Annotated in this window: 22 protein-coding genes; 12 read left to right on the forward strand and 10 right to left on the reverse strand. The window is 70.1% G+C overall.

From position 1 onward, the window contains the following. Positions 1 to 12: 12 nt before the first annotated feature. Together FAF44_RS03705 and FAF44_RS03710 are read right to left on the reverse strand one after the other, a co-directional pair. Positions 13 to 903, reverse strand: coding sequence for an alpha/beta fold hydrolase (locus tag FAF44_RS03705; protein WP_237101553.1), 891 nt, complete (start codon positions 901 to 903; stop codon positions 13 to 15). A 379-nt stretch (positions 904 to 1282) separates the two neighbouring features. Further along, entirely contained in the window at positions 1283 to 3163 is a 1881-nt protein-coding gene (locus tag FAF44_RS03710; RefSeq protein WP_237101554.1) for a DEAD/DEAH box helicase, read from the reverse strand. 350 nt (positions 3164 to 3513) lie between these two features. Between FAF44_RS03710 and FAF44_RS03715 the strand changes: the two genes are divergently transcribed. Beyond that, a complete protein-coding gene (locus FAF44_RS03715; RefSeq protein ID WP_237101555.1) occupies positions 3514 to 4158 on the forward strand; it encodes a ferritin-like fold-containing protein in 645 nt (214 codons plus the stop codon). Positions 4159 to 4281: 123 nt separating this feature from the next. On the opposite strand, the gene FAF44_RS03720 is transcribed toward FAF44_RS03715, so the two are convergent. From FAF44_RS03720 to ligD (FAF44_RS03740), 5 genes are all read right to left on the reverse strand, one after another. Further along, the gene (locus FAF44_RS03720; protein WP_237101556.1) at positions 4282 to 4515 is read right to left on the reverse strand and encodes a DUF3107 domain-containing protein; all 234 of its coding nucleotides are present in this window, start codon (positions 4513 to 4515) and stop codon (positions 4282 to 4284) included. Between the two features lie 88 nt (positions 4516 to 4603). After that, entirely contained in the window at positions 4604 to 5224 is a 621-nt protein-coding gene (locus FAF44_RS03725; protein WP_237101557.1) for a TetR/AcrR family transcriptional regulator, read from the reverse strand. Between the two features lie 218 nt (positions 5225 to 5442). Continuing rightward, positions 5443 to 5649: a hypothetical protein gene (locus FAF44_RS03730; protein WP_237101558.1), complete on the reverse strand. Its 207-nt coding sequence runs from the start codon at positions 5647 to 5649 to the stop codon at positions 5443 to 5445. Positions 5650 to 5692: 43 nt separating this feature from the next. Then, positions 5693 to 6565, reverse strand: a complete 873-nt coding sequence (ligD, locus tag FAF44_RS03735) for a non-homologous end-joining DNA ligase (protein WP_237101559.1) — start codon at positions 6563 to 6565, stop codon at positions 5693 to 5695. Then, on the reverse strand, positions 6562 to 7476 hold the full coding sequence (gene ligD / locus FAF44_RS03740) for a non-homologous end-joining DNA ligase (RefSeq protein ID WP_308193276.1): 915 nt from the start codon (positions 7474 to 7476) through the stop codon (positions 6562 to 6564). The genes ligD (FAF44_RS03735) and ligD (FAF44_RS03740) overlap by 4 nt, the downstream gene beginning before the upstream one ends. A gap of 48 nt (positions 7477 to 7524) precedes the next feature. Here ligD (FAF44_RS03740) and FAF44_RS03745 point away from each other — a divergent pair, with 48 nt between their 5' ends. Together FAF44_RS03745 and FAF44_RS03750 are read left to right on the forward strand one after the other, a co-directional pair. Beyond that, positions 7525 to 8445 carry a Ku protein gene (locus tag FAF44_RS03745; RefSeq protein ID WP_237101561.1) on the forward strand — a complete coding sequence of 307 codons (921 nt, stop codon included), beginning with the start codon at positions 7525 to 7527 and terminating at the stop codon, positions 8443 to 8445. Between the two features lie 664 nt (positions 8446 to 9109). Beyond that, a complete protein-coding gene (locus tag FAF44_RS03750) occupies positions 9110 to 9436 on the forward strand; it encodes a hypothetical protein (protein ID WP_237101562.1) in 327 nt (108 codons plus the stop codon). A gap of 131 nt (positions 9437 to 9567) precedes the next feature. Here FAF44_RS03750 and FAF44_RS03755 read toward each other — a convergent pair whose 3' ends face one another. Next, on the reverse strand, positions 9568 to 10443 hold the full coding sequence (locus tag FAF44_RS03755) for an SDR family NAD(P)-dependent oxidoreductase (protein WP_237101563.1): 876 nt from the start codon (positions 10441 to 10443) through the stop codon (positions 9568 to 9570). An 84-nt stretch (positions 10444 to 10527) separates the two neighbouring features. Here FAF44_RS03755 and FAF44_RS03760 point away from each other — a divergent pair, with 84 nt between their 5' ends. Further along, positions 10528 to 11124, forward strand: a complete 597-nt coding sequence (locus FAF44_RS03760) for a TetR/AcrR family transcriptional regulator (protein WP_237101564.1) — start codon at positions 10528 to 10530, stop codon at positions 11122 to 11124. Between the two features lie 130 nt (positions 11125 to 11254). Here FAF44_RS03760 and FAF44_RS03765 read toward each other — a convergent pair whose 3' ends face one another. Together FAF44_RS03765 and FAF44_RS03770 are read right to left on the reverse strand one after the other, a co-directional pair. Beyond that, the gene (locus FAF44_RS03765; protein WP_237101565.1) at positions 11255 to 11515 is read right to left on the reverse strand and encodes a hypothetical protein; all 261 of its coding nucleotides are present in this window, start codon (positions 11513 to 11515) and stop codon (positions 11255 to 11257) included. 411 nt (positions 11516 to 11926) lie between these two features. Then, positions 11927 to 12232, reverse strand: coding sequence for a hypothetical protein (locus FAF44_RS03770; RefSeq protein WP_237101566.1), 306 nt, complete (start codon positions 12230 to 12232; stop codon positions 11927 to 11929). 698 nt (positions 12233 to 12930) lie between these two features. Here FAF44_RS03770 and FAF44_RS03775 point away from each other — a divergent pair. The 8 genes from FAF44_RS03775 (at position 12931) to FAF44_RS03810 (ending at position 19851) form a co-directional block, all read left to right on the forward strand. After that, the gene (locus FAF44_RS03775) at positions 12931 to 13836 is read left to right on the forward strand and encodes an alpha/beta fold hydrolase (protein ID WP_237101567.1); all 906 of its coding nucleotides are present in this window, start codon (positions 12931 to 12933) and stop codon (positions 13834 to 13836) included. A gap of 43 nt (positions 13837 to 13879) precedes the next feature. Continuing rightward, on the forward strand, positions 13880 to 15061 hold the full coding sequence (gene moeZ / locus FAF44_RS03780; protein WP_237101568.1) for an adenylyltransferase/sulfurtransferase MoeZ: 1182 nt from the start codon (positions 13880 to 13882) through the stop codon (positions 15059 to 15061). Between the two features lie 39 nt (positions 15062 to 15100). Then, on the forward strand, positions 15101 to 15820 hold the full coding sequence (locus tag FAF44_RS03785; RefSeq protein ID WP_237101569.1) for a hypothetical protein: 720 nt from the start codon (positions 15101 to 15103) through the stop codon (positions 15818 to 15820). Continuing rightward, the gene (locus tag FAF44_RS03790; protein ID WP_237101570.1) at positions 15814 to 17034 is read left to right on the forward strand and encodes a S8 family serine peptidase; all 1221 of its coding nucleotides are present in this window, start codon (positions 15814 to 15816) and stop codon (positions 17032 to 17034) included. The genes FAF44_RS03785 and FAF44_RS03790 overlap by 7 nt, the downstream gene beginning before the upstream one ends. A gap of 158 nt (positions 17035 to 17192) precedes the next feature. Further along, on the forward strand, positions 17193 to 17993 hold the full coding sequence (locus tag FAF44_RS03795) for a hypothetical protein (RefSeq protein ID WP_237101571.1): 801 nt from the start codon (positions 17193 to 17195) through the stop codon (positions 17991 to 17993). Next, the gene (locus tag FAF44_RS03800) at positions 17987 to 19144 is read left to right on the forward strand and encodes a S8 family serine peptidase (RefSeq protein ID WP_237101572.1); all 1158 of its coding nucleotides are present in this window, start codon (positions 17987 to 17989) and stop codon (positions 19142 to 19144) included. The genes FAF44_RS03795 and FAF44_RS03800 overlap by 7 nt, the downstream gene beginning before the upstream one ends. A gap of 45 nt (positions 19145 to 19189) precedes the next feature. Further along, positions 19190 to 19549, forward strand: coding sequence for a hypothetical protein (locus FAF44_RS03805; protein ID WP_237101573.1), 360 nt, complete (start codon positions 19190 to 19192; stop codon positions 19547 to 19549). Then, on the forward strand, positions 19537 to 19851 hold the full coding sequence (locus FAF44_RS03810) for an MGMT family protein (protein ID WP_237101574.1): 315 nt from the start codon (positions 19537 to 19539) through the stop codon (positions 19849 to 19851). Before FAF44_RS03805 ends, FAF44_RS03810 begins: the two co-directional genes overlap by 13 nt. The last annotated feature ends 193 nt before the right edge of the window (positions 19852 to 20044 follow it).

Below are 20044 nucleotides of genomic sequence, written 5' to 3' on the forward strand. Positions count from 1 at the left end.
GTAAGTACATGATTACACCGCATTGGACCGACTGTCCAAAAAGTGCTTCTCGGCGGAGTTCCAGAACCGGACGAGGGCCGCGGCCGTCGTCTCCGGGGCCTCGACGGCGGGGGAGTGCACCGAGCCCGGCACGACCACGCACTCGGCCCCGAGCGCGGCCGCCATCTCCGACTGCGCGTCGGGCGGCCAGCCGTCGTCGTGCTCGCCGAACAGCACCAGCGTGGGCACCTCGACCTGGCGCAGCTCGTCGGTGCGGTCGTGGGCGGACAGCACCTGCCCGGCCATGTGGGTCAGGCCCGTGGGCGAGTTGGACAGCAGGCGCTTGTGCAGGAACTCCATGATGTCGTCGGGCACGTCGCGCGCCAGCGCCTCGGGCTCGAACCTGGCCTGCCACAGCGCCTCCAGGCCCAGCGCGGGCACCTGCTCGACGATCTTCCTGGCGTTGACGGCGCGCCTGCCCTCGATCGCGCCGGGGCCCGAGCTCATCAGCGTGACCGAGGCGAACCGGGTGCGCCCGTCGATGGCCGCCTCCCTGGCCACCAGGCCGCCGAACGAGTGGCCCACCAGGTGGACCGGGTCGTCGCCGCCGATGGCCTGGGCCAGCGCGTCGATGTCGGCCCCGAGGGCCGCGCAGGTGTAGGCGGACGGGTCGTCGGGGCCCGGGGTCTCGTACTGGCCGCGCAGGTCGATCGCCACGACCCGGCGGCCGGACTGGGCCAAGGTCATCAGGACCGCGATGAAGTCTTCCTTGCTGCCCGTCAGGCCGGGGACCAGAAGCGCGGGCCAGCGCTCGATCACACCGCTGACCGGAACCGCGTCCAGGGCCGCGAACGCGCCCTGTGACGTCTCGATCTTCTGAGGTGTGACGCCAGGAGGCAGGTCGAGGAATCGCGGCGTACTCACGTGGGGCAACAATACCCAGAGGTCAGGGCCTCGACACCGGCATGCCCGGCACGCTGGTGCGAGTTCTGGGGAGTTGCGAGGTATGCGGGATCCGGTGATCAGGCCCGCGACCTCGTACGACGGCGCGCGGACAGCCGGCGGGTTCCGGACGTTGGAGCACCCGATTCCGGTCCTCCGGGACCTCGGCCCGCCCGGGACCGTCCCCAGAGACCTCGTGGACGGCCCTGAGCGGGCGCCTGGGGCTCTGTGACGCCTGTCGGGCACTTTCTTTGGCGGGGCGGGGCCATGCCGCCGTGTGAGAGCACGCACGGCTTTCCACGGCTGTGGAAATGAGGAGGCGCGCACCCCGATGGGATGCGCGCCTCCTCGTGTCGTCGCCTCAGTTCGTGCGGCGGCGGTTGCCGCCCCCACGAGCCTGGCGACGCTGCTGCTTGCGCTCGGTCGCGGCCGACGGCGCGATGTCGTCGTCGTCCGTGGCCAGGTCAGGTGACTGGAAGATCACCGTGAACGGGTTGGCCGGGACGATCCGCTCCGGCTCCTGGCGCACCGGCGCGGCCGGCGTCGTCAGGAAGCTCGGCGCGGGCTCCGGCTGGACGGCGGGCGCCGGACGGCGCTCCACCACCGGCTCGGCGGCCCTGCCGCCGCTCTCGGACTCGGGAGCGGCGGCCCGGCGGACGGCCCGCGTCTCGGCGGCCTCCTCGGCGACGCTCCCACGGGTGCGGGTGGGCGTCGCCTCGGTCACCTCCTCGACGGGCACGTCGTCGGCGGCCTTGCGGCTACGGGTGCGCCTGGCCGGCGCCTCGGGGGCGTCGGCGAGTGCCTGCTCGATGGCCGTGGAGGCCGCGCCCCTGCGCCCGCGGGCGGGCTTGGGCTCGGCGGCGGCCTGGATCTCGTCCGTGGTGAAGATCGCCGGGGTCTCCTCGCTCTTGGCATCCACGAGTTCGACCTCCGGCCTCTCGGGTGCGGACTCCGCCAGCTCCCTCCCGCCGCGGGTGCGGCGGCGCTGGCGGGACGTACGGGCAGGGCGGTCCTCGCGCTCACGCTCATGCTCACGTTCGCGCTCGTCACGGCGTCGGCCGCCACGTGCGCGGACCCGGCCGGTCTCGCCGAGGTCCTCGATGCGCTCCGCCGACAGCCCGGCGCGCGAACGCGCCGCGTGCGGCAGCACGCCCTTGGTGCCCTTCGGGATGTTCAGCTCGGAGTAGACGTGCGGTGAGGTCGAGTACGTCTCCTCGGGCTCGGCGAAGTCGAGCCCGAGCATCTGGTTGATCATCTTCCAGCGGGTCAGCTCCTCCCACTCCACGAACGTGACCGCGATGCCCGTGCGCCCGGCCCGGCCGGTACGGCCGATGCGGTGCACGTAGGTCTTGTCGTCGGTGGGGCAGTCGTAGTTGACCACGTGGGTGACGTCGTCGATGTCGATGCCGCGGGCGGCCACGTCGGTGGCCACCAGGACGTCGATCTTGCCGTTGCGGAAGGCGCGCAGCGCCTGCTCGCGCTGGCCCTGACCGAGGTCGCCGTGGACGGCCGCGACCGCGAAACCACGCGTGTCGAGCTGCTCGGCGACCATGTCGCAGGCCCGCTTGGTCTCGCAGAAGACCATGGTGAGCCCGCGACCATCGGCCTGCAGCAGGCGCGAGACGATCTCGATCTTGTCCATGCGGTGCGCGCGCCACACGATCTGGCGCACCTGCGGCGTGGCCTCGCCCTCGCCGCTGTCGAACTCCGCCCGCACGTGCGTCGGCCGGTTGAGGTACTTGCGCGACAGCGCGACGATCTCGCCCGGCATCGTGGCCGAGAACAACATCGTCTGCCGCTCCGCGGGGATCAGCTTGAAGATGCGCTCGATGTCGGGCAGGAAGCCCAGGTCGAGCATGCGGTCGGCCTCGTCGAGGACGAGGGTGGTGATCTGGCTCAGGTCGAGGTGCTTCTGCTTGACCAGGTCGAGCAGACGGCCCGGGGTGCCGACGATGACGTCGACGCCTGCCTTGAGCGCCTCGATCTGCGGTTCGTACGCGCGCCCGCCGTAAACGGTCAGGACCCGGGAACCGAGCTTGCCGGCCGCGGTCACGAGGTCCTCGCTGACCTGGACGGCCAGCTCACGGGTCGGCACGATGACCAGCCCGCGGGGCTTCTTGCGGTTCTTGCGCGGCTTGCCGATGCTCTGCAGCATCGCGATGCCGAACGCGTACGTCTTTCCCGTGCCTGTGCGGGCCTGACCGATCAGGTCCTGGCCGCTCAGGGCGAGCGGGAGTGCCATCTCCTGGATGGGGAACGGTGTGACGATACCCTCGGTCTCGAGGGCATCGGCGATCTCTGGTGTGACTCCGAGGTCTCGGAAAGTCGTCAGCGTGGCCTGCCTCAGTCTCAAATGAAGGCGGGCCTGCCGGGACCGACGGGCCGAAAACAGCCCCGTTTCGTGGGTCCTCGCGGTAGAGCCAGCCCTCTCGCGTCATCGCGACCGCGCACCCGGGGAATCGGGGGGTAATCGGGGGAAACCCCCGAATTAACACAGTGCGGTCGCACTTTCACAGAGCAGTGTACTCGATACCACAACGCTGGCCGAGCTTGCGTATGTTCCCGAAGATTCACCGAAGTACGCTGCCTTCCATGAAGGAGTCTCCTGGAGTCGTCGACCTGCTGGGTGTGCTGGCCTACGCGGAGCTCAGCGCGTACGCGCGCATGACCGAGGACGCCGCCACGCTCGCGCCGTCGCTCGCCGACCGGGCCGCGCTGAGCGAGCTGGCCGTCACCGAGTACGCCCACTTCCGCCTCCTGCGCGACCGGCTGGCCGAACTGGGGGCCGATCCCGACGCGGCGATGACGCCGTTCGTGGGCGCGCTGGACGCCTGGCACGCGCAGACCAAGCCGGCCGACTGGCTGCAGGCGCTGATCAAGACGTACGTGGGCGACGGCATCGCGCTCGACTTCTACCGCGAGGCCGCCAGGCTGCTCGACCCCTCCATCGTCAAGCTCGTGGACGAGGTGCTGGTCGACGAGGAGCGCTCGCAGTTCGCGGTCGAGCGGGTCAGGGCCGGTGTGGAGGAACGGCCGGCGGACGCCGGGCGGCTGGCCCTGTGGGCGCGCCGGCTGGTCGGCGAGGCGCTCAGCCAGGGCCAGCAGGTGGCCTCGGCGCGGCCGGAGCTGGCGCTGCTGCTGATGGAGTCCCAGGGGGAGGGGCACACCGACATCTCACGCCTGTTCGCCAAGCTCACCGAGGAGCACAACAAGCGCATGACGGCGATGGGCCTCTGAGCCGATCCCGTTCAGCGGGGGGCGTACGGCGGCCGGCGGTTGTGCCCCCGGACCCGGTACCACGCCGGTGCGGTGGGGCGCTTGGGGGTACGGCGGCCTGCCGTACCCCCGCAAGCGCGAGGTCTAGAGGGTGCCGCCGAAGCCGACCGGACGGGCTTCGTCCTCGCCGATCTCGACGAATCCGAGCGCGGCCACCGGTATCACGACCCGCCTGCCCTTCACGTCGGTCAGCGCGAACACACCGCCGCGATCGACCGCCAGGGCGTTTCTGATCTCGTCTTCGACCTGCTGGGCGCTCAGATCGGTCTCGACAATGAGTTCGCGGTGTACGGAGCGTACGCCGATCTTGACTTCCATCGTGGCTCCCTAATGGACGGGGCTGGCTCACCTTCATGGTCGCCGGTCGGGCCCGTGAAAGGGCGGATGATCGCGCCCAGCGAACGGGTTATGCCGTACGCGGAAAACCGCTGATGCCCCGCCAGGCGAGCCGGGCCATGAGTTGCTCGGCCGCGTCCTTGGGGATCGAGCCGTGCGTGGTGACCCAGTAGCGGGCGCTCACCTCCGCCATGCCCACCAGCCCGACCCCGAGCAGGTGCGCCTCGTCGCTGGTGCAGCCGGTATCCTCCTGGATCAGCTCGCTGACCATCTCGGCGCACTCGCTCAGCGAGCGCTCCACCCGCTGGCGCACCGGGGCGACGTTGCGCAGGTCGGACTCGAAGACCAGGCGGAACGCCTCGCCCTGGCTGGAGACGAAGTCGAAGAACGCGCTGAACGTGGCCTGCACGCGCAGCTTGTTCTCGTGGGTGGCGGCCAGCGCCTCGCGGCAGCGGTTGACCATGTCGTCCACGTGCAGGTCGAGCAGCGCCAGATACAGTTCGAGCTTGCCGGGGAAGTGCTGGTAGAGCACCGGTTTGCTGACTCCGGCCCGGTCGGCGATCTCGTCCATGGCGGCCGCGTGATAGCCGTTCTCCACGAACACTTCCTGCGCGGCGCTGAGGAGCTGCCGGCGTCGGGCCAGTCGGGGCAGCCGGGTGCCCCGGGGTTTGGCATCCGGGGTTGCGGTCACGCGGGTCTCCATTGCTCTCTCAGGCTGGCTGTGCGTGTCATGCGTGCGCACGCAGCGCACATCCTACGTGCCGGTAAGCCACGCGGCTGTGACAGCCGACAGGGACGGGACAGCCTACGGCGACGGGCCGCCGTGCGGGTCGCCGTTTCAATCATCGGGCCGGCCGGCATGCGGGTCACCGCCGCCGGGCCGGGCGTCGGGCCGGCATCGCGGGCCGCTCAGCGATAGTCGTCGTCGTCGAGGTCGACCACGCGATCCTGGTCGGTCGCGTCGGCCGGATCCACGTCGAGCGGCAGCTCACGGCGCACCCGGCCGACGGTCTGGAGCACCTCGCGGTGCTGCTCGGCGGCGTCGGCCTCGGGCGTCTCGATCGACCTCTCGTCCTCCTCATCGCTGAAAGGGCCCTCGTCCCCGCGTATGTCCATCTCCGACATCTTCAGGTCCCCTCTCGGTACGGACGGAACCAGCCTACGCCCGGCCGAAAAGGTCGCCGCGTTTCTCGACCCTGGCGAGTACGTCGGGCGCGGTGAACACCAGATCCTCAGGGCGTTCACAATCTTCGACCTCTTTCCACGCCAGCGGTGTCGAAACCGTGGGCCGCTCCCTGGCGCGCAGCGAGTAGGGGGCGACGGTGGTCTTGGCCGGGTTGTTCTGGCTCCAGTCGATGAACACCTTGCCGGGCCGCAGCTTCTTCGTCATCACGCTGACGACCTGGCCGGGGTGCTCCTTCTCCAGGCGCTGGGCCAGCCTCCTGGCGTACGCGGACGGCTCCTCGCGGCAGTCCCAGTCCGCGTAGAGCTGCATGCCCTTGTTGCCGCTGGTCTTCGGTACGGCCTTGAGGCCGTCCCGCTCCAGGGCGTCGCGCAGCATGACCGCCACGCGGGTGCACTCGACGATCGTCGCGGGGGCCCCGGGATCGAGGTCGAAGACGAGCGTGTCGGGGGGCAGCGCCCGCCCGTCGTCGTCCACGCGCCACTGCGGCACGTGCAGCTCCAGCGCGGCCAGGTTGGCGTAGTAGACGAGGGTGGGCAGATCGTCCACGACGGCGAAGTCGATGCTCTCGCGGTTCTTGGTGCTGCCGGGGACGGGCAGGCTCACCCGCCGCACCCAGCCGGGGGTGTGGTCGGGAGCGTTCTTCTCGAAGAAGAACTGGCCGGTGACGCCGTTCGGGTAACGCTTGACGGTCAGCGGACGGCCCCGCAGGTGCGGCAGCAGCACGGGCGCGACGCGGCTGTAGTAGTCGATCACCTCGGCCTTGGTGAAGCCGAAGTCGGGGTAGAGCACCTTGTCCAGGTTGCTCAGGGTCAGCTCGCGCCCGTCCACTTTGACCGGCACCTTCATCGGGTCACCTCCGCGGGGAGTTTGTCGGGGCGCAGCCCGCGCCACACGGTGTGCCGCAGCCGTTGGTCGTGGGTCCACATCGTGTAGGCCACCTCCCCGACGAGATCCGGCCTGACCCATCGATTGCGCCACGGGACGTCGTTGGAGAAGGGGCTGGCCGGGATCTCCATCGGCAGCAGCATCCGGTGCAGCTCGTCCAGGACGGCGTCGGTGAACCCGGTGCCGACGTGCCCGACGTACCTTAGCCCAGCGTCCGTGAACACCCCCATGACCAGCGAGCCGATCCCGTTCGCGCGCCGCCCCTTGCCGGGCTTCCAGCCGCCGATCACGACCTCCCGCGTGGTCAGGTTCTTGACCTTGATCCACCAGGGCGACCGGACGCCCGCCCGGTAGGGGGAGTCGAGCCGCTTGGCGACCACGCCTTCGAGCCCCTGCTCGTAGGTGGCCGACAGCAGGTCGGACTCGCCGGGGAAGTACGGGGGCGCGCCGATGTCCAGCTCGTCGAGCAGCGCCCGGCGGTCGCGGTAGGACAGCTCGAACAGCGGCTTGCCGTCGAGGCAGAGCAGGTCGAACGGCATGTACGTGATCGGGTAGCGCTCCAGCATGACCGGCTCGGGGTCGATCAGGTGCATGCGCCGCTGGAGACGTCCGAAGCTGGGACGTCCGTGTCGGTCGAGTGCCACGACCTCGCCATCGATGACCGCATTCTTCAGCCCGAACCCAGAAATTTCCGGATATCTACGTGTGTATTCAGCTCCATGCCTACCCGTCACCCTCTTCCCACCGTCAAGATGGAGGATGGCGCGGATGCCGTCCCACTTGACCTCGAGGCCGTACTGATCGCGATCGGCGGGTAGTTCGCCGGGTACGGCAAGCATTGGTTCGATTGGGTATGGCATTGGTAGCCCCATGACGGGTATGTGCCCATTGGTGAGCAGAGTCAGAGCTGAGGAGTGCCGATGCGCAGCATCTGGAAGGGTGCGATCTCCTTCGGGCTGGTCACGATCCCGGTCAAGCTCTACTCCGCGACCGAGCAGAAGGACGTGACGTTCCACCAGGTGCACCGCGCCGACGGCGGCCGGATCCGCTACAAGCGGGTCTGCACCCAGGACGGCGAAGAGGTGCCCTACGCCGACATCGCCAAGGGCTACGAACTCGCGACGGGCGAGATCGTCGTGCTCACCGACGAGGACTTCGAGGACCTGCCGCTGAGCACGTCACGCAGGATCGACGTGCTGCAGTTCACCCCGGCCGAGCAGATCGACCCCATCTACTTCGCCAAGTCGTACTTCCTGGAGCCCGACGCCCAGGGGGCCAAGCCGTACGTGCTGCTGCGCAACGCGCTGGAGAGCTCCGGGCAGGTGGCGGTGGTCAAGGTCGCGCTGCGCCAGCGCGAGTCGCTGGCCACGCTGCGGGTCAGGGACGGCGTGTTCGTCCTGGAGACGATGCTCTGGCCGGACGAGATCCGCACGCCCGACTTCGCCTTCCTGGAGGAGGACATCGAGGTCCGCGCGCAGGAACTCAAGATGGCCGAGTCCCTCATCACCACCATGGAGGCCGACTTCGACCCGGCCGAGTACCACGACACCTACCGCGAGGCGTTGCAGCAGGTGATCGAGGCGAAGGTGGCGGGCAAGGAGGTCGTCCCGGCCCGCGAGGAGGAAGAGGCCGGTCCGGCCGTCGACCTCATGGCGGCGCTGCGGGCGAGCGTGGACGCGGCCAAGCGGGAGCGCGAGGGCGGAACCGCCGGGGCGAAGAAGGCGGCGGCCAAGCCCGCCAGGGCGTCCAGGTCCGCGAAGTCCGCCAAGGCCGAGGAGAAGGCCGAGGAGAAGGCCGAAGAGAAGGCCGCTCCCAAGCGGAAGACCCGCAAGTCCGCCTGACGTTCGGCCGCGGCGCTCCGAACACGGGTCAACGGCCATGTGCGGGGCGATCGTGGGTGCTTCACCCGTGGGTCGGCAGCCGGGTGTGCCTCATCTGTGTGTCCCGGCCACGTGCGGGTCGCAACCACGTGCGCGGCACCGGCCCCCGTGCATGTGGCACGGCCTTGTGCGGTCGCAGCATGCCCTGAAAGGTACGCACGGGGGACGCCCGGCGGAGGGCTTGCGGTGCGACCGGATGCGGCGGTCGCCGTCGTGGGCGATGAGCGGACCGGATCGCCGCAGGCATGCCCCGAGGTCGCGTGGTGCCGGCTTGTGCGGCCCGGCCGCCCCCCGGTGACCTCGCTCCGGGCCGTCGGCGACGAGCGAGCCCGGTGTCCGGTGGGCCCTTCTCCGGGGCCTCGGCGGCATGGCCGCCGCCCTTCGTGATCTCTCCGCCCAGCCGAATGCGACATATCCGGATATCTTAGGTTATTTCATTTGATAGGCATTTAATGCAAGCAATAATATTGTTAATGTAGAGCAAAATGGAGTGGTGACCGTTTGCCCGCCCATCTGCCGGAAATGACACATCGTGGATAGCCCTTCAATGGGCGTCCGGTACCTGTTTCCGGGAAATCAGGAAACAGGGAGAACGGGGCAATCGATCCTTTAGGGGGAAAACGCAATGCCCAAGCTCAAGAGTGTCATCGCCGGCCTCGCCATCGGCACCGCTCTGACCGGTGGGGTCGTGAGCGCGGGTGCGGCCACCACCATGGCCAGCGCCGACGCCGCCACCCAGGTCAGCACGGGCTCCTCCGTCCTCGCGGGCTGCGGCAACTGGGGTTGGCGCCGCTGTGGCTGGGGCTGGGGCTTCCGCCGTCACCACCACCAGAGGCTCAACGTCCGGGTGAAGGTGCACAACAACAACTACAACCGCAACCACTTCCCGCATCACGAGCACCGCCATCACCACCGCGAGGCTCCGAGCACCCTTGAGGGTGTCGACAACTGATAATCAGCGGGCGTTGATCGGGGAAGAATTCTTCCCGTCTGAATGGCGCTTCTGAGGAGGGCCCTCCGGCATCGGCCGGAGGGCCCTTTGCCATTCCTCTCGGTCCGGCGCGGAAATCGCCGCCGGGGAATTCAGGGTTCCGGGGGAAGCCCCACGAGGCGGGCGCTTTCGTCCCAGAGTCGATCGCATCGGCCGGCGTCGGTGGTGTGCGGGGCCGTGGGCACCCGCTCGCGGCGGACGAAGAAGCCGCCCGTGACGTCACTGACCTGCTCCGAGGTGGCCAGCCAGACCGGTGTGTCGGCCCCCGTGCCCGGGGCGGGCGTCAGCCGGTTGAGCACGGCGCCGAACAGCCGGAGCGCGCCGCGGTTGTCCCGGCCGAGCCCGGTGTCCCTGATGACGCCGGGGTGTGCGCCGTTCACCGTGATGCGCGTGCCGTCGAGCCGGCGGGCGAGGGCGTAGACGAACATCGTGTTCATGTTCTTGGTACGCGCATAGGCGATGAACGGCCGGAAACTGGGCAGCGCGCCCAGCCCGCGGCCGGCCCGGCAGTTCAGGTCCGCCAGATCGACCGGCGTCCGGGCCAGCCCCTGGGGAGAGGCGCCCACGACGACGAAGCGCGCGGGGCGGGAGCCGATGGGGCCGATCAGCGAGCGCAGCAGGAGGTAGGGCGCGAGGTGGTTGGTGGCCAGGGTGCGTTGGATGCCCTCCGGGGTGTAGTCGTCGAGTTCGGCGATGACGGCCGCGTTGCTGATCACGATGTCGGGCGCGGGCTCCCGGGCGAGCCGTTCGGCCAGGCCGCGGACGTCGGTGAGCAGGGACAGGTCGGCGAGTTCGAGGCGCAGGTCGGCGTCCGGGACGGCGGCGAGCACCCGTGCCCGCGCCTCGTCGAGCCGCCGGGCGCTGCGCCCGACCATGACGACGGTCGTCCCGGCCGAGGCGAGCGAACGCGTGATCGCCTCCCCGATGCCGCCGCTCGCCCCGGTCACGATCGCTCGTTGCTGGTGCATCTTCGTCGCTTCCGGTCGATCAAGGTTGACGTTGTCAACCTAACGCCCGTGGTTGACAACGTCAACCGCGGTTAGGATGGCCCGATGCCGCTGAACACCCGTGACCAACTGGTCGAGATGGCGGCCCGCCTCCTCGACGAGGGCGGTGTGGAGGCCGTGACGCTGCGTGAGGTCGGCCGGCTGGCCGGGGTGTCGCACAACGCCCCGTACAAGCACTTCGCCGGCAAGGAGGCGCTGCTCGCGGCGATCGCCGCGCGCGAGCTGGCCCGCCGGCACGTGGAGCTCGCCGAGGAGATCCGGCGAGGCCGCTCGCCGGAGGAGGTCCTGCGCGCGGCGCTGCGCGGCTACGTCGCCTGGGCGCGGGAGCGTCCGGCCCGGTTCAAGCTGACGTTCGGCGCCTGGACGATCGACGCCGAGGACCTGCGCGTGGCCGCGCACGAGGCGCAGGAGATGCTGGTCGGCATCGTCGCGGCGGCCCAGGAGGCGGGCCTCCTGCCTCCCGGCGATCCGGTGCGCATGGCCTCGCTGGTGCGTGCGCTGGCCCACGGGGCGGCCGACCTCGCCTCGGCCGGGCACCTCGCGTCCGACGGCAAGGGCCACGCGAGCCCCGGCGACCTGGTGGACGACCTGCTGCGCTACCTGCGCGCCGCCGCGACCGCGCGTCACGGCCGCACGCCGTAGCGACCCATCGCCTCCGGACGGTTGGTGCGGGCGACGCCAAAGTGCCCGCGTCCACCAGGTGGACGCGGGCACCTCATAGGCATGGCCGGAGCTCATCGCCCGTCGGCGGGCTCGTCAGCCGGATGCGCTATTAGTCGAAATCACGGTCCCCGCGACGGTGCTCGTGGCCGTGGTTGTCGTTGTGGTTGTAGTTCCGGTTGACGATGACGACCCGGACGCGGCCGTGGCCGCCGTGGCGGTGGCCCCTGCCCCAGCGGTTCCAGCCCCAGCCGCGGCCGCCGCAGCGACGCCAGCCCCAGCCGCCGCAGCGGCCGTTGAGGACGGACGTGCCGGTGCTGACCTGGGTGGCTGCCTCCGCGCTCGCGACGGTGGTGGCGGCACCAACGCTCACCGCTCCACCGGTCAGCGCCGTGCTGATGGCGAGGCCTGCGATAACACTCTTGACCTTGGGCATTGCGCTTTCCCCCTAAAGGATTCGATTGCCCTGTCGCGGAGGACGACTAGCATGTTCTCCGCACAGTGCATATTTCCTGCCTAAAGGGCGAAAAACCGGACTTGTCCTTTTTTGTCCAGTACCAGACCGGCGCAAAAGAAAAAGCCGTCCGCGATGTCGCGGACAGCTCAATGCCCGGCCCTGGAAGTCGGGCCGGGAAACGACGCAGCGAGGGCCCCCCGGCTGCCGCCGGGGGAGCCCTCACCAGGTTTCCGTGGAGACGAGGAGAAATGAAACCTCAGGTGCGATCGCGACCGAAGAACGGACCGCTCCCGAGAAATCTCTGCGCCATCAACTCACGGTTGTTGCTCAGCGCTCGTCACGGTGCTCGCGCTCGTGCTCGTGGCGCCCGCCCTCGTTCTCGTTGAAGTTGTCGTTGCGGATGACGATGCACACCCGGCCGCTGTTGTGGCGACCGCAACGCTGGTGGTGGCGGTTGTTGTGGTGGTGGTGGTGGTGCTCACGGCCCCAGCCCCAGCCGTCGTCGGTACGGACGGACGTGCCGGTGTTGACCTGGGTGGTGGCGCTGGCCGTGGTCGTCGCAGCGCCCACGAGACCACCGGTCAGCGCGGTGCTGATGGCGAAACCTGCGATGACACTCTTGAGCTTGGGCATTGTGTTTCCCCCTAAAGGATCGATTGCCCCGTTCTCGCCGTTTCCGGATTTCCCAGGAAACAGATCTTGGACGGCTGCTGAAGGCTCATCCACGGAATGTCATTTCCGGGCCGGTGGGCGGGCAAACAGATACGACTCCATTTTGCTCTGCATTAACAATCTTATTGCTCGCATTACATATTTATCAAATGAAATGAGATGATATGTCCGATTGCGCTGCATATGGAGTGGTGGGCGCGCGAGACATGCGGTGGCTCACCAGGTCGTTTCCGTGCGCCGCCGTTATGGGGCGGTGTGACGCGCGTGCGGCGGGCGGCCCTCCGGCGCGAAAGTCGAAAAGCGAAAAGAAATGCCCGGACGTCGGCCGCGGTCATCATGAAAGCGGGCTGTATTCCGGCCCTCTCCGATGATGCTCCGCCGCATTGCGGTAATTCCCGACGATGACGATGGTCCGGCCCGCGGATCGACGACGGCCGCCTGTCACGTTCGGTATCGGGATGCTTTCCGAGGGTGACCAACGCAAACGGCGGGCGGCGACATTTGCCCCGTCCTTGGGGTGTCATATCCAGATTTGGGGCGTTGGTTCCGGTCGATCTTCCTCGGCGGGAGTGTCCGAGGGACAGCCCGCCGGACCCTGCCCGGAGGCGATGGTTATCGTGGAAAGACCGGGAAGAGACGTTCGACGAGGAGGACGGCCGATGACCGCGGCGCCGATCCCGCACTGGCCAGGGAAGATGATCGGCTCGGTGCACGTCCGCAGCACGCCGGGCGACGGCCCCGCCGAGCAGGCGGTGTTCGTGCACGGACTGGCGGGCTCGGCCACCAACTGGACCGACCTCATGGGCGAGCTGAGGGAGACGGTCACCGGCCACGCCATCGACCTGCCGGGCGCCGGGTTCTCACCCGCCCCCGCCGACGGCGACTACTCGATCGCGGGCCACGCCGGGGCGGTGATCGGCCTGCTGGAACACACCGGCCCGGCCCACCTGTTCGGCAACTCGCTCGGCGGCGCCGTCGCCGTCAGGGTCGCCGCCGCCCGTCCCGACCTGGTCCGCTCGCTGACGCTCGTCTCGCCCGCCCTGCCCGACCTGCTGCCCCGCTACGGCCCCGTCCACGTGGCCGCCGCCGCCGTGCCCGGTGTCGGCGAATGGGTGGCCGCCAGGCTGCGCCTCATGGTGCCGGCCGAGCAGCGCATCACCGCCTCCATGGCCAGGGTGTGGGCCGACATCGGCGCCGTGCACCCCCTGCGCCTGCGCGACGCCATCGAGGAGGAGCGCAGGCGCGACGACCTGCCCTACGTCGACGCCGCCGTGATCGGCTCGGCCCGCGGCATCGTCGCCGAGTACTTCCGCCGTGGCCAGGACACGCTGTGGCACCAGGCGGCGAAGGTGCGGGCGCGCACCCTGATCATCCACGGCCGCCGCGACCGCCTGGTGCGTCCGGCCATGGCCAGGAAGGCGTACCGCACCTTCCACGAGGTCCGGCTCGTGCTGCTGCCGATGGCGGGACACGTGGCGATGATGGAGATGCCGCAGGTGGTCGCGGCGGAAGCACGCCGTCTGATCGGTGAGACTCGATTGGGGAATGCCCCACTGCCGGGCTAGGTTTCACAGTGAGATAAGACCCCTGAAACGGGAGCGTAGAAAAGTGTCGTTGCCACCGCTGGTCGAGCCGGCCGCAGAGCTGACTGTTGACGAAGTGCGCCGCTACTCACGCCACCTGATCATTCCCGACGTGGGCATGGCGGGGCAGAAGCGGCTGAAGAACGCCAAGGTGCTGTGTGTGGGCGCCGGGGGCCTGGGCTCGCCCGCGCTGATGTACCTCGCGGCGGCGGGCGTCGGCACCCTCGGCATCATCGACTTCGACGTGGTCGATGAGTCCAACCTGCAGCGCCAGATCATCCACGGCCAGTCCGACGTGGGCAGACTGAAGGCCGAGAGCGCCGCGGCGTCCGTCCGCGAGATCAACCCGCTGGTCGACGTGGTGATCCACAACGCGGCGCTGACCACCGAGAACGTCATGGAGATCTTCTCCGGGTACGACCTCATCGTTGACGGCACCGACAACTTCGCCACGCGTTACATGGTGAACGACGCGGCGGTGCTGCTCGGCAAGCCGTACGTCTGGGGCTCGATCTACCGCTTCGACGGCCAGGCGAGCGTGTTCTGGGCGGAGCACGGGCCGTGCTACCGCTGCCTCTACCCGGAGCCCCCGCCCCCCGGCATGGTGCCGTCGTGCGCCGAGGGCGGCGTGCTCGGCGTGCTGTGCGCGTCGATCGGCTCCATCCAGGTCAACGAGGCCATCAAGCTGCTGACCGGCATCGGCGACCCGCTGGTCGGCCGGCTGATGATCTACGACGCCCTGGAGATGAAGTACCGCGACGTCAAGGTCCGCAAGGACCCCGAGTGCGTCCTGTGCGGCAAGAACCCGACGGTCACCGAGCTGCTCGAGGACTACGAGGCGTTCTGCGGCGCGGTCTCCGAGGAGGCCGCCGAGGCCGCCAGCGGCTCCACGATCACGGCGCTCGAGCTCAAGGGCATGATCGACCGCGACGAGAACATCTACGTCGTCGACGTCCGCGAGCCCAACGAGTACGAGATCGTCTCGATCCCCGGCGCCACGCTGATCCCGAAGGGCGAGTTCCTGAACGGCTCGGCCCTGGAGAAGCTGCCGCAGGACAAGAAGATCGTGCTGCACTGCAAGTCCGGAGCGCGCTCGGCCGAGGCGCTCGCGGTCGTCAAGAACGCCGGCTTCGCCGACGCCGTGCATGTCGGCGGCGGTGTGCTGAGCTGGGTAAAGACGGTCGACCCGAGCCTGCCCAGCTATTAAGCGGGTTTCTGCCGGGAGCTCCCGGTTAAGGTCGTTGCCGTGAACTCCGACCGTCCCTGGCCGACACTCGTGGTGGCCTCCGCGCTGACGCTGATCTGCGCGGTGGCCGCCGGGGTGGCGGGCAGCGCGGCCGGTACGGAGCTCACCCGCGGCCCCACCACGGCCGAGTTGCAGGCGGCGGCCAGGCACGAGGTCGCCGACCGCTGGCATACCTGGCCCACGGGCCGTATCTTCCCCGCCACACTGCCGTACTCCGCCGAGCAGGGCGGGCGGGAGCACGCGAGCCGCATCGGCATCTCCCCGCGCACCTCCTGCGGCGACTCGGTGGACGCCAAGGCGGTCAAGGCCCTGCGCAAGGCGGGCTGCCGGGGCGTGCTGCGGGCCACCTACATCGACGCGCTGCGCGGGGTGCTCGTCACGATCGGCGTGGTCGCGCTGCGCGACGAACTGGCCGCCGTACGGGCCAGGACCGCTTTCGCCGAGACCGGCAAACCCGCTCCCGGCCTGCGCCCGCTGGCCTTCCACCACACGGTCTCCGACCGGTTCACGGCCGCCGTACGGCAGTCGGGCTCGGTCCGGCAGGCGGGTCCGTACGTGGTGCTGACCACGGCCGGGCAGGTGGACGGCCGGCCCGCGGACGCGGCGGGCGAGCCCCGGCCGGCCATCTTCGCCTTCGCCGCCGAGTTGTCCGAGCACGTGCTGTCCGAGCTGAGCACGCCCAGGCTGCCCGACTGCGCGGCCGAGGAGTGGCGGTGCTGACGGCGGGCCGGCGGCTGGTGGCGGTCGCGGCGACGGGGATGCTGCTGTTCGCGGTCCTGCCCGCGCGGGCCGACGACGTACGCGGCGGGCAGCGGGCGGTGATCGAGACGTTGTCGCTGACCGAGGCGTGGCGCACCAGCAAGGGCGCCGGCGTGACGGTGGCCGTGCTGGACTCCGGCGTCGATCCGGGCCACCGCGACCTGGCCGGGTCGGTACGCGTGGGCAGGGATTTCACCGAGGGCGCGAACCCGCCCGGCACCCCTCCCAGCAGGTTGCACGGCACGTACATGGCGTCGCTGATCGCCGGGCACGGGCACGGGCCGGGGCGAAAACTGGGGATCATCGGCGTCGCGCCCGAAGCGGACGTACTGTCGGTAAGGGTCATCCTCGAGGACGAGGAGCCGGGCTTCCGCGAGTTCAACTCGGCCGAGCGCTTCGAGGACGTGGTGGCCCGGGGCATCCGCTACGCGGTGGACGAGGGGGCGGACGTGATCAACATGTCGATCTCCAAGGAGCTGGCGACCAGGGAGGAGCGGGCGGCGGTCCGCTACGCCATCTCCAAGGGCGTCGTGCTCGTCGCCGCCGCGGGCAACGACGGCGAGCGGCGGATCGACAGCGACTACGCCCCCTACTCCTATCCGGCGGCCTTCCCCGGCGTGGTCTCGGTCGGGGCCACCGACCTGCGGCTGCGGCGGGCCGCGTTCTCCAACTGGAATTCCTCGGTGCTGGTGGCCGCGCCCGGGGTGGACATCATGGGCGCGGGCCCCGGCGACGAGTACTGGGTCGGCAGGGGCACCTCGCAGGCGACCGCGCTGGTGTCGGGGGTCGCCGCCCTCGTCAAGAGCCGGCATCCGGACCTGTCGCCGCCGCTGGTGGCGCGGGCCCTGGCCGCCGGAGCCACCGACCGGCCGCCGGGCGGCTACGACATCGCCACCGGCTACGGCGTCGTCAACGCGGCCAAGGCGCTGACCGAGGCGTCCAGGCTGGCCCGGCACACCGAGACGGCCACGGGCGGGCAGGCCCAGGACCCGGCCAGGCCGGTGTCCGCCGGCGGGCAGGCGGGCCCGGTCCGGGTGATCACCAGGGACGAGCAGCGGGTCACCGTGTTCGCGGCCATCGCGGGCGCGGCGGCCCTCGGCGCGCTCGCGTCGCTGAGCGTCATATTCATCCTGGTCAGGCGGGTACGACGGGCCCACAACGCGCAAGAGGCATGAAGCGCCCCCGTACGGGGACGAAAGAGACACGAAACGATCGCGGGAACGAGGCCGTGGTGAGGGCACGTAGGTCGACCACAGGGCTACCGCGCGCCGGGGAGGACGCCACGCCGGGACGGAGGAATCCGCTCGGCGCCGCCACCGGCCGCCGATCACGTGTGCGCTCGTGGCCGGCGGCGGACTCCCGCAGGCGCACGGCCGCCAAGGAGCGGGCCGAGCTGTACGCCCTGCAACAGGGCATCCGCTACCGCCGCGCCTTCGTGGTGCTGCTCGGCGTCGTCATCGCCGTCTCGGCCGTCGTCGTGCTGCTCGGCACCGTCGGGCTGTTCGCCGAGACCCGTTCGCGCCCGCTCACCTCCGACGAGCAGAACCAGTACAAGCAGGAGGAGATCGCCCGGCGCTGGCAGGCGTGGCCCGCCACGGGCGTCTTCCCCGACGAGGTGAAGTACGTCGGGCTCGACCGCGCCCAGCAGTACGCCAGGCGCGTCGGCATCGCCCCCGAGACCGACTGCGGCAAGGCCGTGGACGCCTCCGTCGCCGGGGTGCTGCAGAGCCACGGCTGCGTCACCATGCTGCGGGCCACGTACGTCGACCAGACGGCCTCCTTCGTCTTCACCGTGGGCGTGGCCGTGCTGAAGGACGAGGAGTCCAGGATCTCGGCCGGCGAAGAGCTCACCCAGGACGACCGCGTGGGCGTGCTGCCGGTGCCGTTCCCCGCCACGGTCGCCGAACGTTTCGGGCCCGACCAGCGCCAGCGCACCGGCTGGGTGGGCGCGGGGCCGTACCTGGTGTTCTCCACGGGCGGCTACACCGACGGGCGCACCAGGGCCGCGATCCCGCCGGAGGAGATCCTGCACAGCGAGCTGTGGCCGGCCGCCAAGTCCATCGGCAACCAGATCGCCTACTTCCTGGCGGACCCGCCCAAGGTGCCGCCCTGTACCCAGGGGAACGTGTGCTGACTGCCGTTCGCGTGCTCACGGCCGCGATCCTCGCCCTGTCCGGGACCGCCGCCGACCCCGTCAGGGAGCAGCAGCAGTGGGTGCTCGACGCGCTCAACGTCGAGCAGGCGTGGACGGTCACCAAGGGCGAGGGCGTCACCGTCGCCGTCGTGGACAGCGCCGTGGACACCGGGGTCAAGGAGCTGAAGGCCCGCGTGGACAGCGGCCCCGACATGACCAGCGGCACGAGCACGCGCGACCTGCCGCCCGGCAGGCACGGCACCGCCATGGCCGGGCTGATCGCCGGCTCCGGCGCGGGCGGCGGCTTCGTCGGCGTCGCCCCCGGCGCGCGCATCCTGTCGCTGCCCATGGTCATCGACGACGAGCCCGCCGTGAGCGTGCCGCCGCTGGACAGCGAGCAGACGGTGACGGAGAGCCCGCTGGCCCGCGCCCTGCGCTACGCCGCCAACCACGGCGCCCAGGTCATCAGCATGTCGATCGGCTCCTACGGGCCGCTGCGGTCGGAACGCGAGGCCGTCTCGTACGCGCTGGGCAAGGGTGCGGTGCTCGTCGCCGCCGTCGGCAACGACGGCCAGACCCAGTACGCCAAGGAGAAGAGCACCTCCTACTGGAGCTTCCCGGCCGGCTACCCCGGTGTCATCGGCGTGGCGGCCACCGACAAACAGGGCAGGCGGGCCACGTTCAGCAGCGACAACCTCTCCGTGCTGGTCGCCGCGCCCGGTGTCGGGGTGCCCGTGCTCAAGCGCGACAGCGGCTACGAGCTGTCGGAGGGCACCAGCTCGGCCGCCGCATTGGTCGCCGGGGTCGCCGCGCTGGTCAAGTCGCGCTACCCGGACCTGCCGCCCGAGCAGGTCGCCCAGGCGCTGGCGTCTAGCTCCCGAGGCCGGCCCGCCACCGGATACGACGACCAGATCGGCTTCGGGGTCGTGGACGCCGCCGCCGCGCTGAACGCCGCCGACCGGCTGACCGGGGCCAAGCGCAGCATCGTGCCGGGAATGGAGCACTTCGGGCAGGGTGCGGACTCTCCCGTGCCGACCCCGCCGGGGCCCGATCCGCTGCGCCTGTGGCTCTACGGGGGCGGGGTGCTGGTGGCGCTGGTCGCCTTCTGCGGCGCGATCATCGTCCTCAACCAGCGCAAGGAGCAGGGATAACGACCGGTTTCATGATGAGGAGAAGATCCGCTATGGTCCCCCGTCATGGGATACGAGCTGCGGGTGGTGCGCGAGTCGCCACTCGCCTTCGCGGAGCTTGCGAAGGCCATCGCGCCGGCCGGTTTCGAGCTGCACGGAACTGACGAGATCGTGATCGGTCACGGGGGCGACGCGCACCTGGTGGCCCGCTGGCAGGGCCAGCTCGTCGGCGAGCCCGGCTCCGACTGGCAGGTGGCCCAGCTCCTGCGCCTGTCCACCGCGCTCGGCGCCCGCCTGGTGGGCGAGGACGGCGAGGTGTACACGCTGAACGACGGCGTCATCGAGGTCTCGGCGGCCGGCGGCGTGGTGGAGATCGGCAAGTTCGAGGAGATCATCGACGCCGGGCCGGCGGCGTGGAGTCCGTGAACCCCTTCGCCGAACGGGTGCTCGACCTGGTCGAACGCATCCCGCCCGGCAAGGTGCTGGCGTACGGCGACATCGCCGAATACCTCGGCGAGGGCGGCCCCCGCCAGGTCGGCAAGGTGATGTCCACGTGGGGCGGCGGCGTGCCGTGGTGGCGCGTCGTCCACGCCGACGGCACCGCCGCCGCCCCCGACCACCTGCGACGATGCCTGGCCCACTGGCGCGAGGAGGGCACTCCGCTGCGCGGCGAGCGGGCGGACATGCGCCTGGCCCGCTGGGACGGGCGCACAGGGAATGTTCAGTAATTCAGTAGATTTTCAGTAACCCATCTGACCTGCGGTTTCGCTGAACGGGCGATTCTGTGACATGTGACGGCCCTTACCATGGGCAGAACACTGATGGCGGCCCGAAAGGCGGTGCCTCCCTTATGGCAACCGGCGTCACAGCCCAAAGCCAGGGCGGCGATTCGCTCGCCGACCGCCTGAAGGCTGTCCAGGA

Source organism: Nonomuraea sp. MG754425 (assembly GCF_021699195.1).
GTDB lineage: Bacteria > Actinomycetota > Actinomycetes > Streptosporangiales > Streptosporangiaceae > Nonomuraea.

Coding starts and splice junctions, on each gene's coding strand:
- FAF44_RS03710 (WP_237101554.1), bottom strand. CDS start 3,163: ATGGCACTCCCGCTCGCCCTGAGCGGCCAGGACCTGATCGGTCAGGCC.
- FAF44_RS03715 (WP_237101555.1), top strand. CDS start 3,514: ATGAAGGAGTCTCCTGGAGTCGTCGACCTGCTGGGTGTGCTGGCCTAC.
- FAF44_RS03720 (WP_237101556.1), bottom strand. CDS start 4,515: ATGGAAGTCAAGATCGGCGTACGCTCCGTACACCGCGAACTCATTGTC.
- FAF44_RS03730 (WP_237101558.1), bottom strand. CDS start 5,649: ATGGACATACGCGGGGACGAGGGCCCTTTCAGCGATGAGGAGGACGAG.
- ligD (WP_237101559.1), bottom strand. CDS start 6,565: ATGAAGGTGCCGGTCAAAGTGGACGGGCGCGAGCTGACCCTGAGCAAC.
- ligD (WP_308193276.1), bottom strand. CDS start 7,476: ATGGGGCTACCAATGCCATACCCAATCGAACCAATGCTTGCCGTACCC.
- FAF44_RS03745 (WP_237101561.1), top strand. CDS start 7,525: ATGCGCAGCATCTGGAAGGGTGCGATCTCCTTCGGGCTGGTCACGATC.
- FAF44_RS03750 (WP_237101562.1), top strand. CDS start 9,110: ATGCCCAAGCTCAAGAGTGTCATCGCCGGCCTCGCCATCGGCACCGCT.
- FAF44_RS03755 (WP_237101563.1), bottom strand. CDS start 10,443: ATGCACCAGCAACGAGCGATCGTGACCGGGGCGAGCGGCGGCATCGGG.
- FAF44_RS03760 (WP_237101564.1), top strand. CDS start 10,528: ATGCCGCTGAACACCCGTGACCAACTGGTCGAGATGGCGGCCCGCCTC.
- FAF44_RS03770 (WP_237101566.1), bottom strand. CDS start 12,232: ATGCCCAAGCTCAAGAGTGTCATCGCAGGTTTCGCCATCAGCACCGCG.
- FAF44_RS03775 (WP_237101567.1), top strand. CDS start 12,931: ATGACCGCGGCGCCGATCCCGCACTGGCCAGGGAAGATGATCGGCTCG.
- FAF44_RS03805 (WP_237101573.1), top strand. CDS start 19,190: ATGGGATACGAGCTGCGGGTGGTGCGCGAGTCGCCACTCGCCTTCGCG.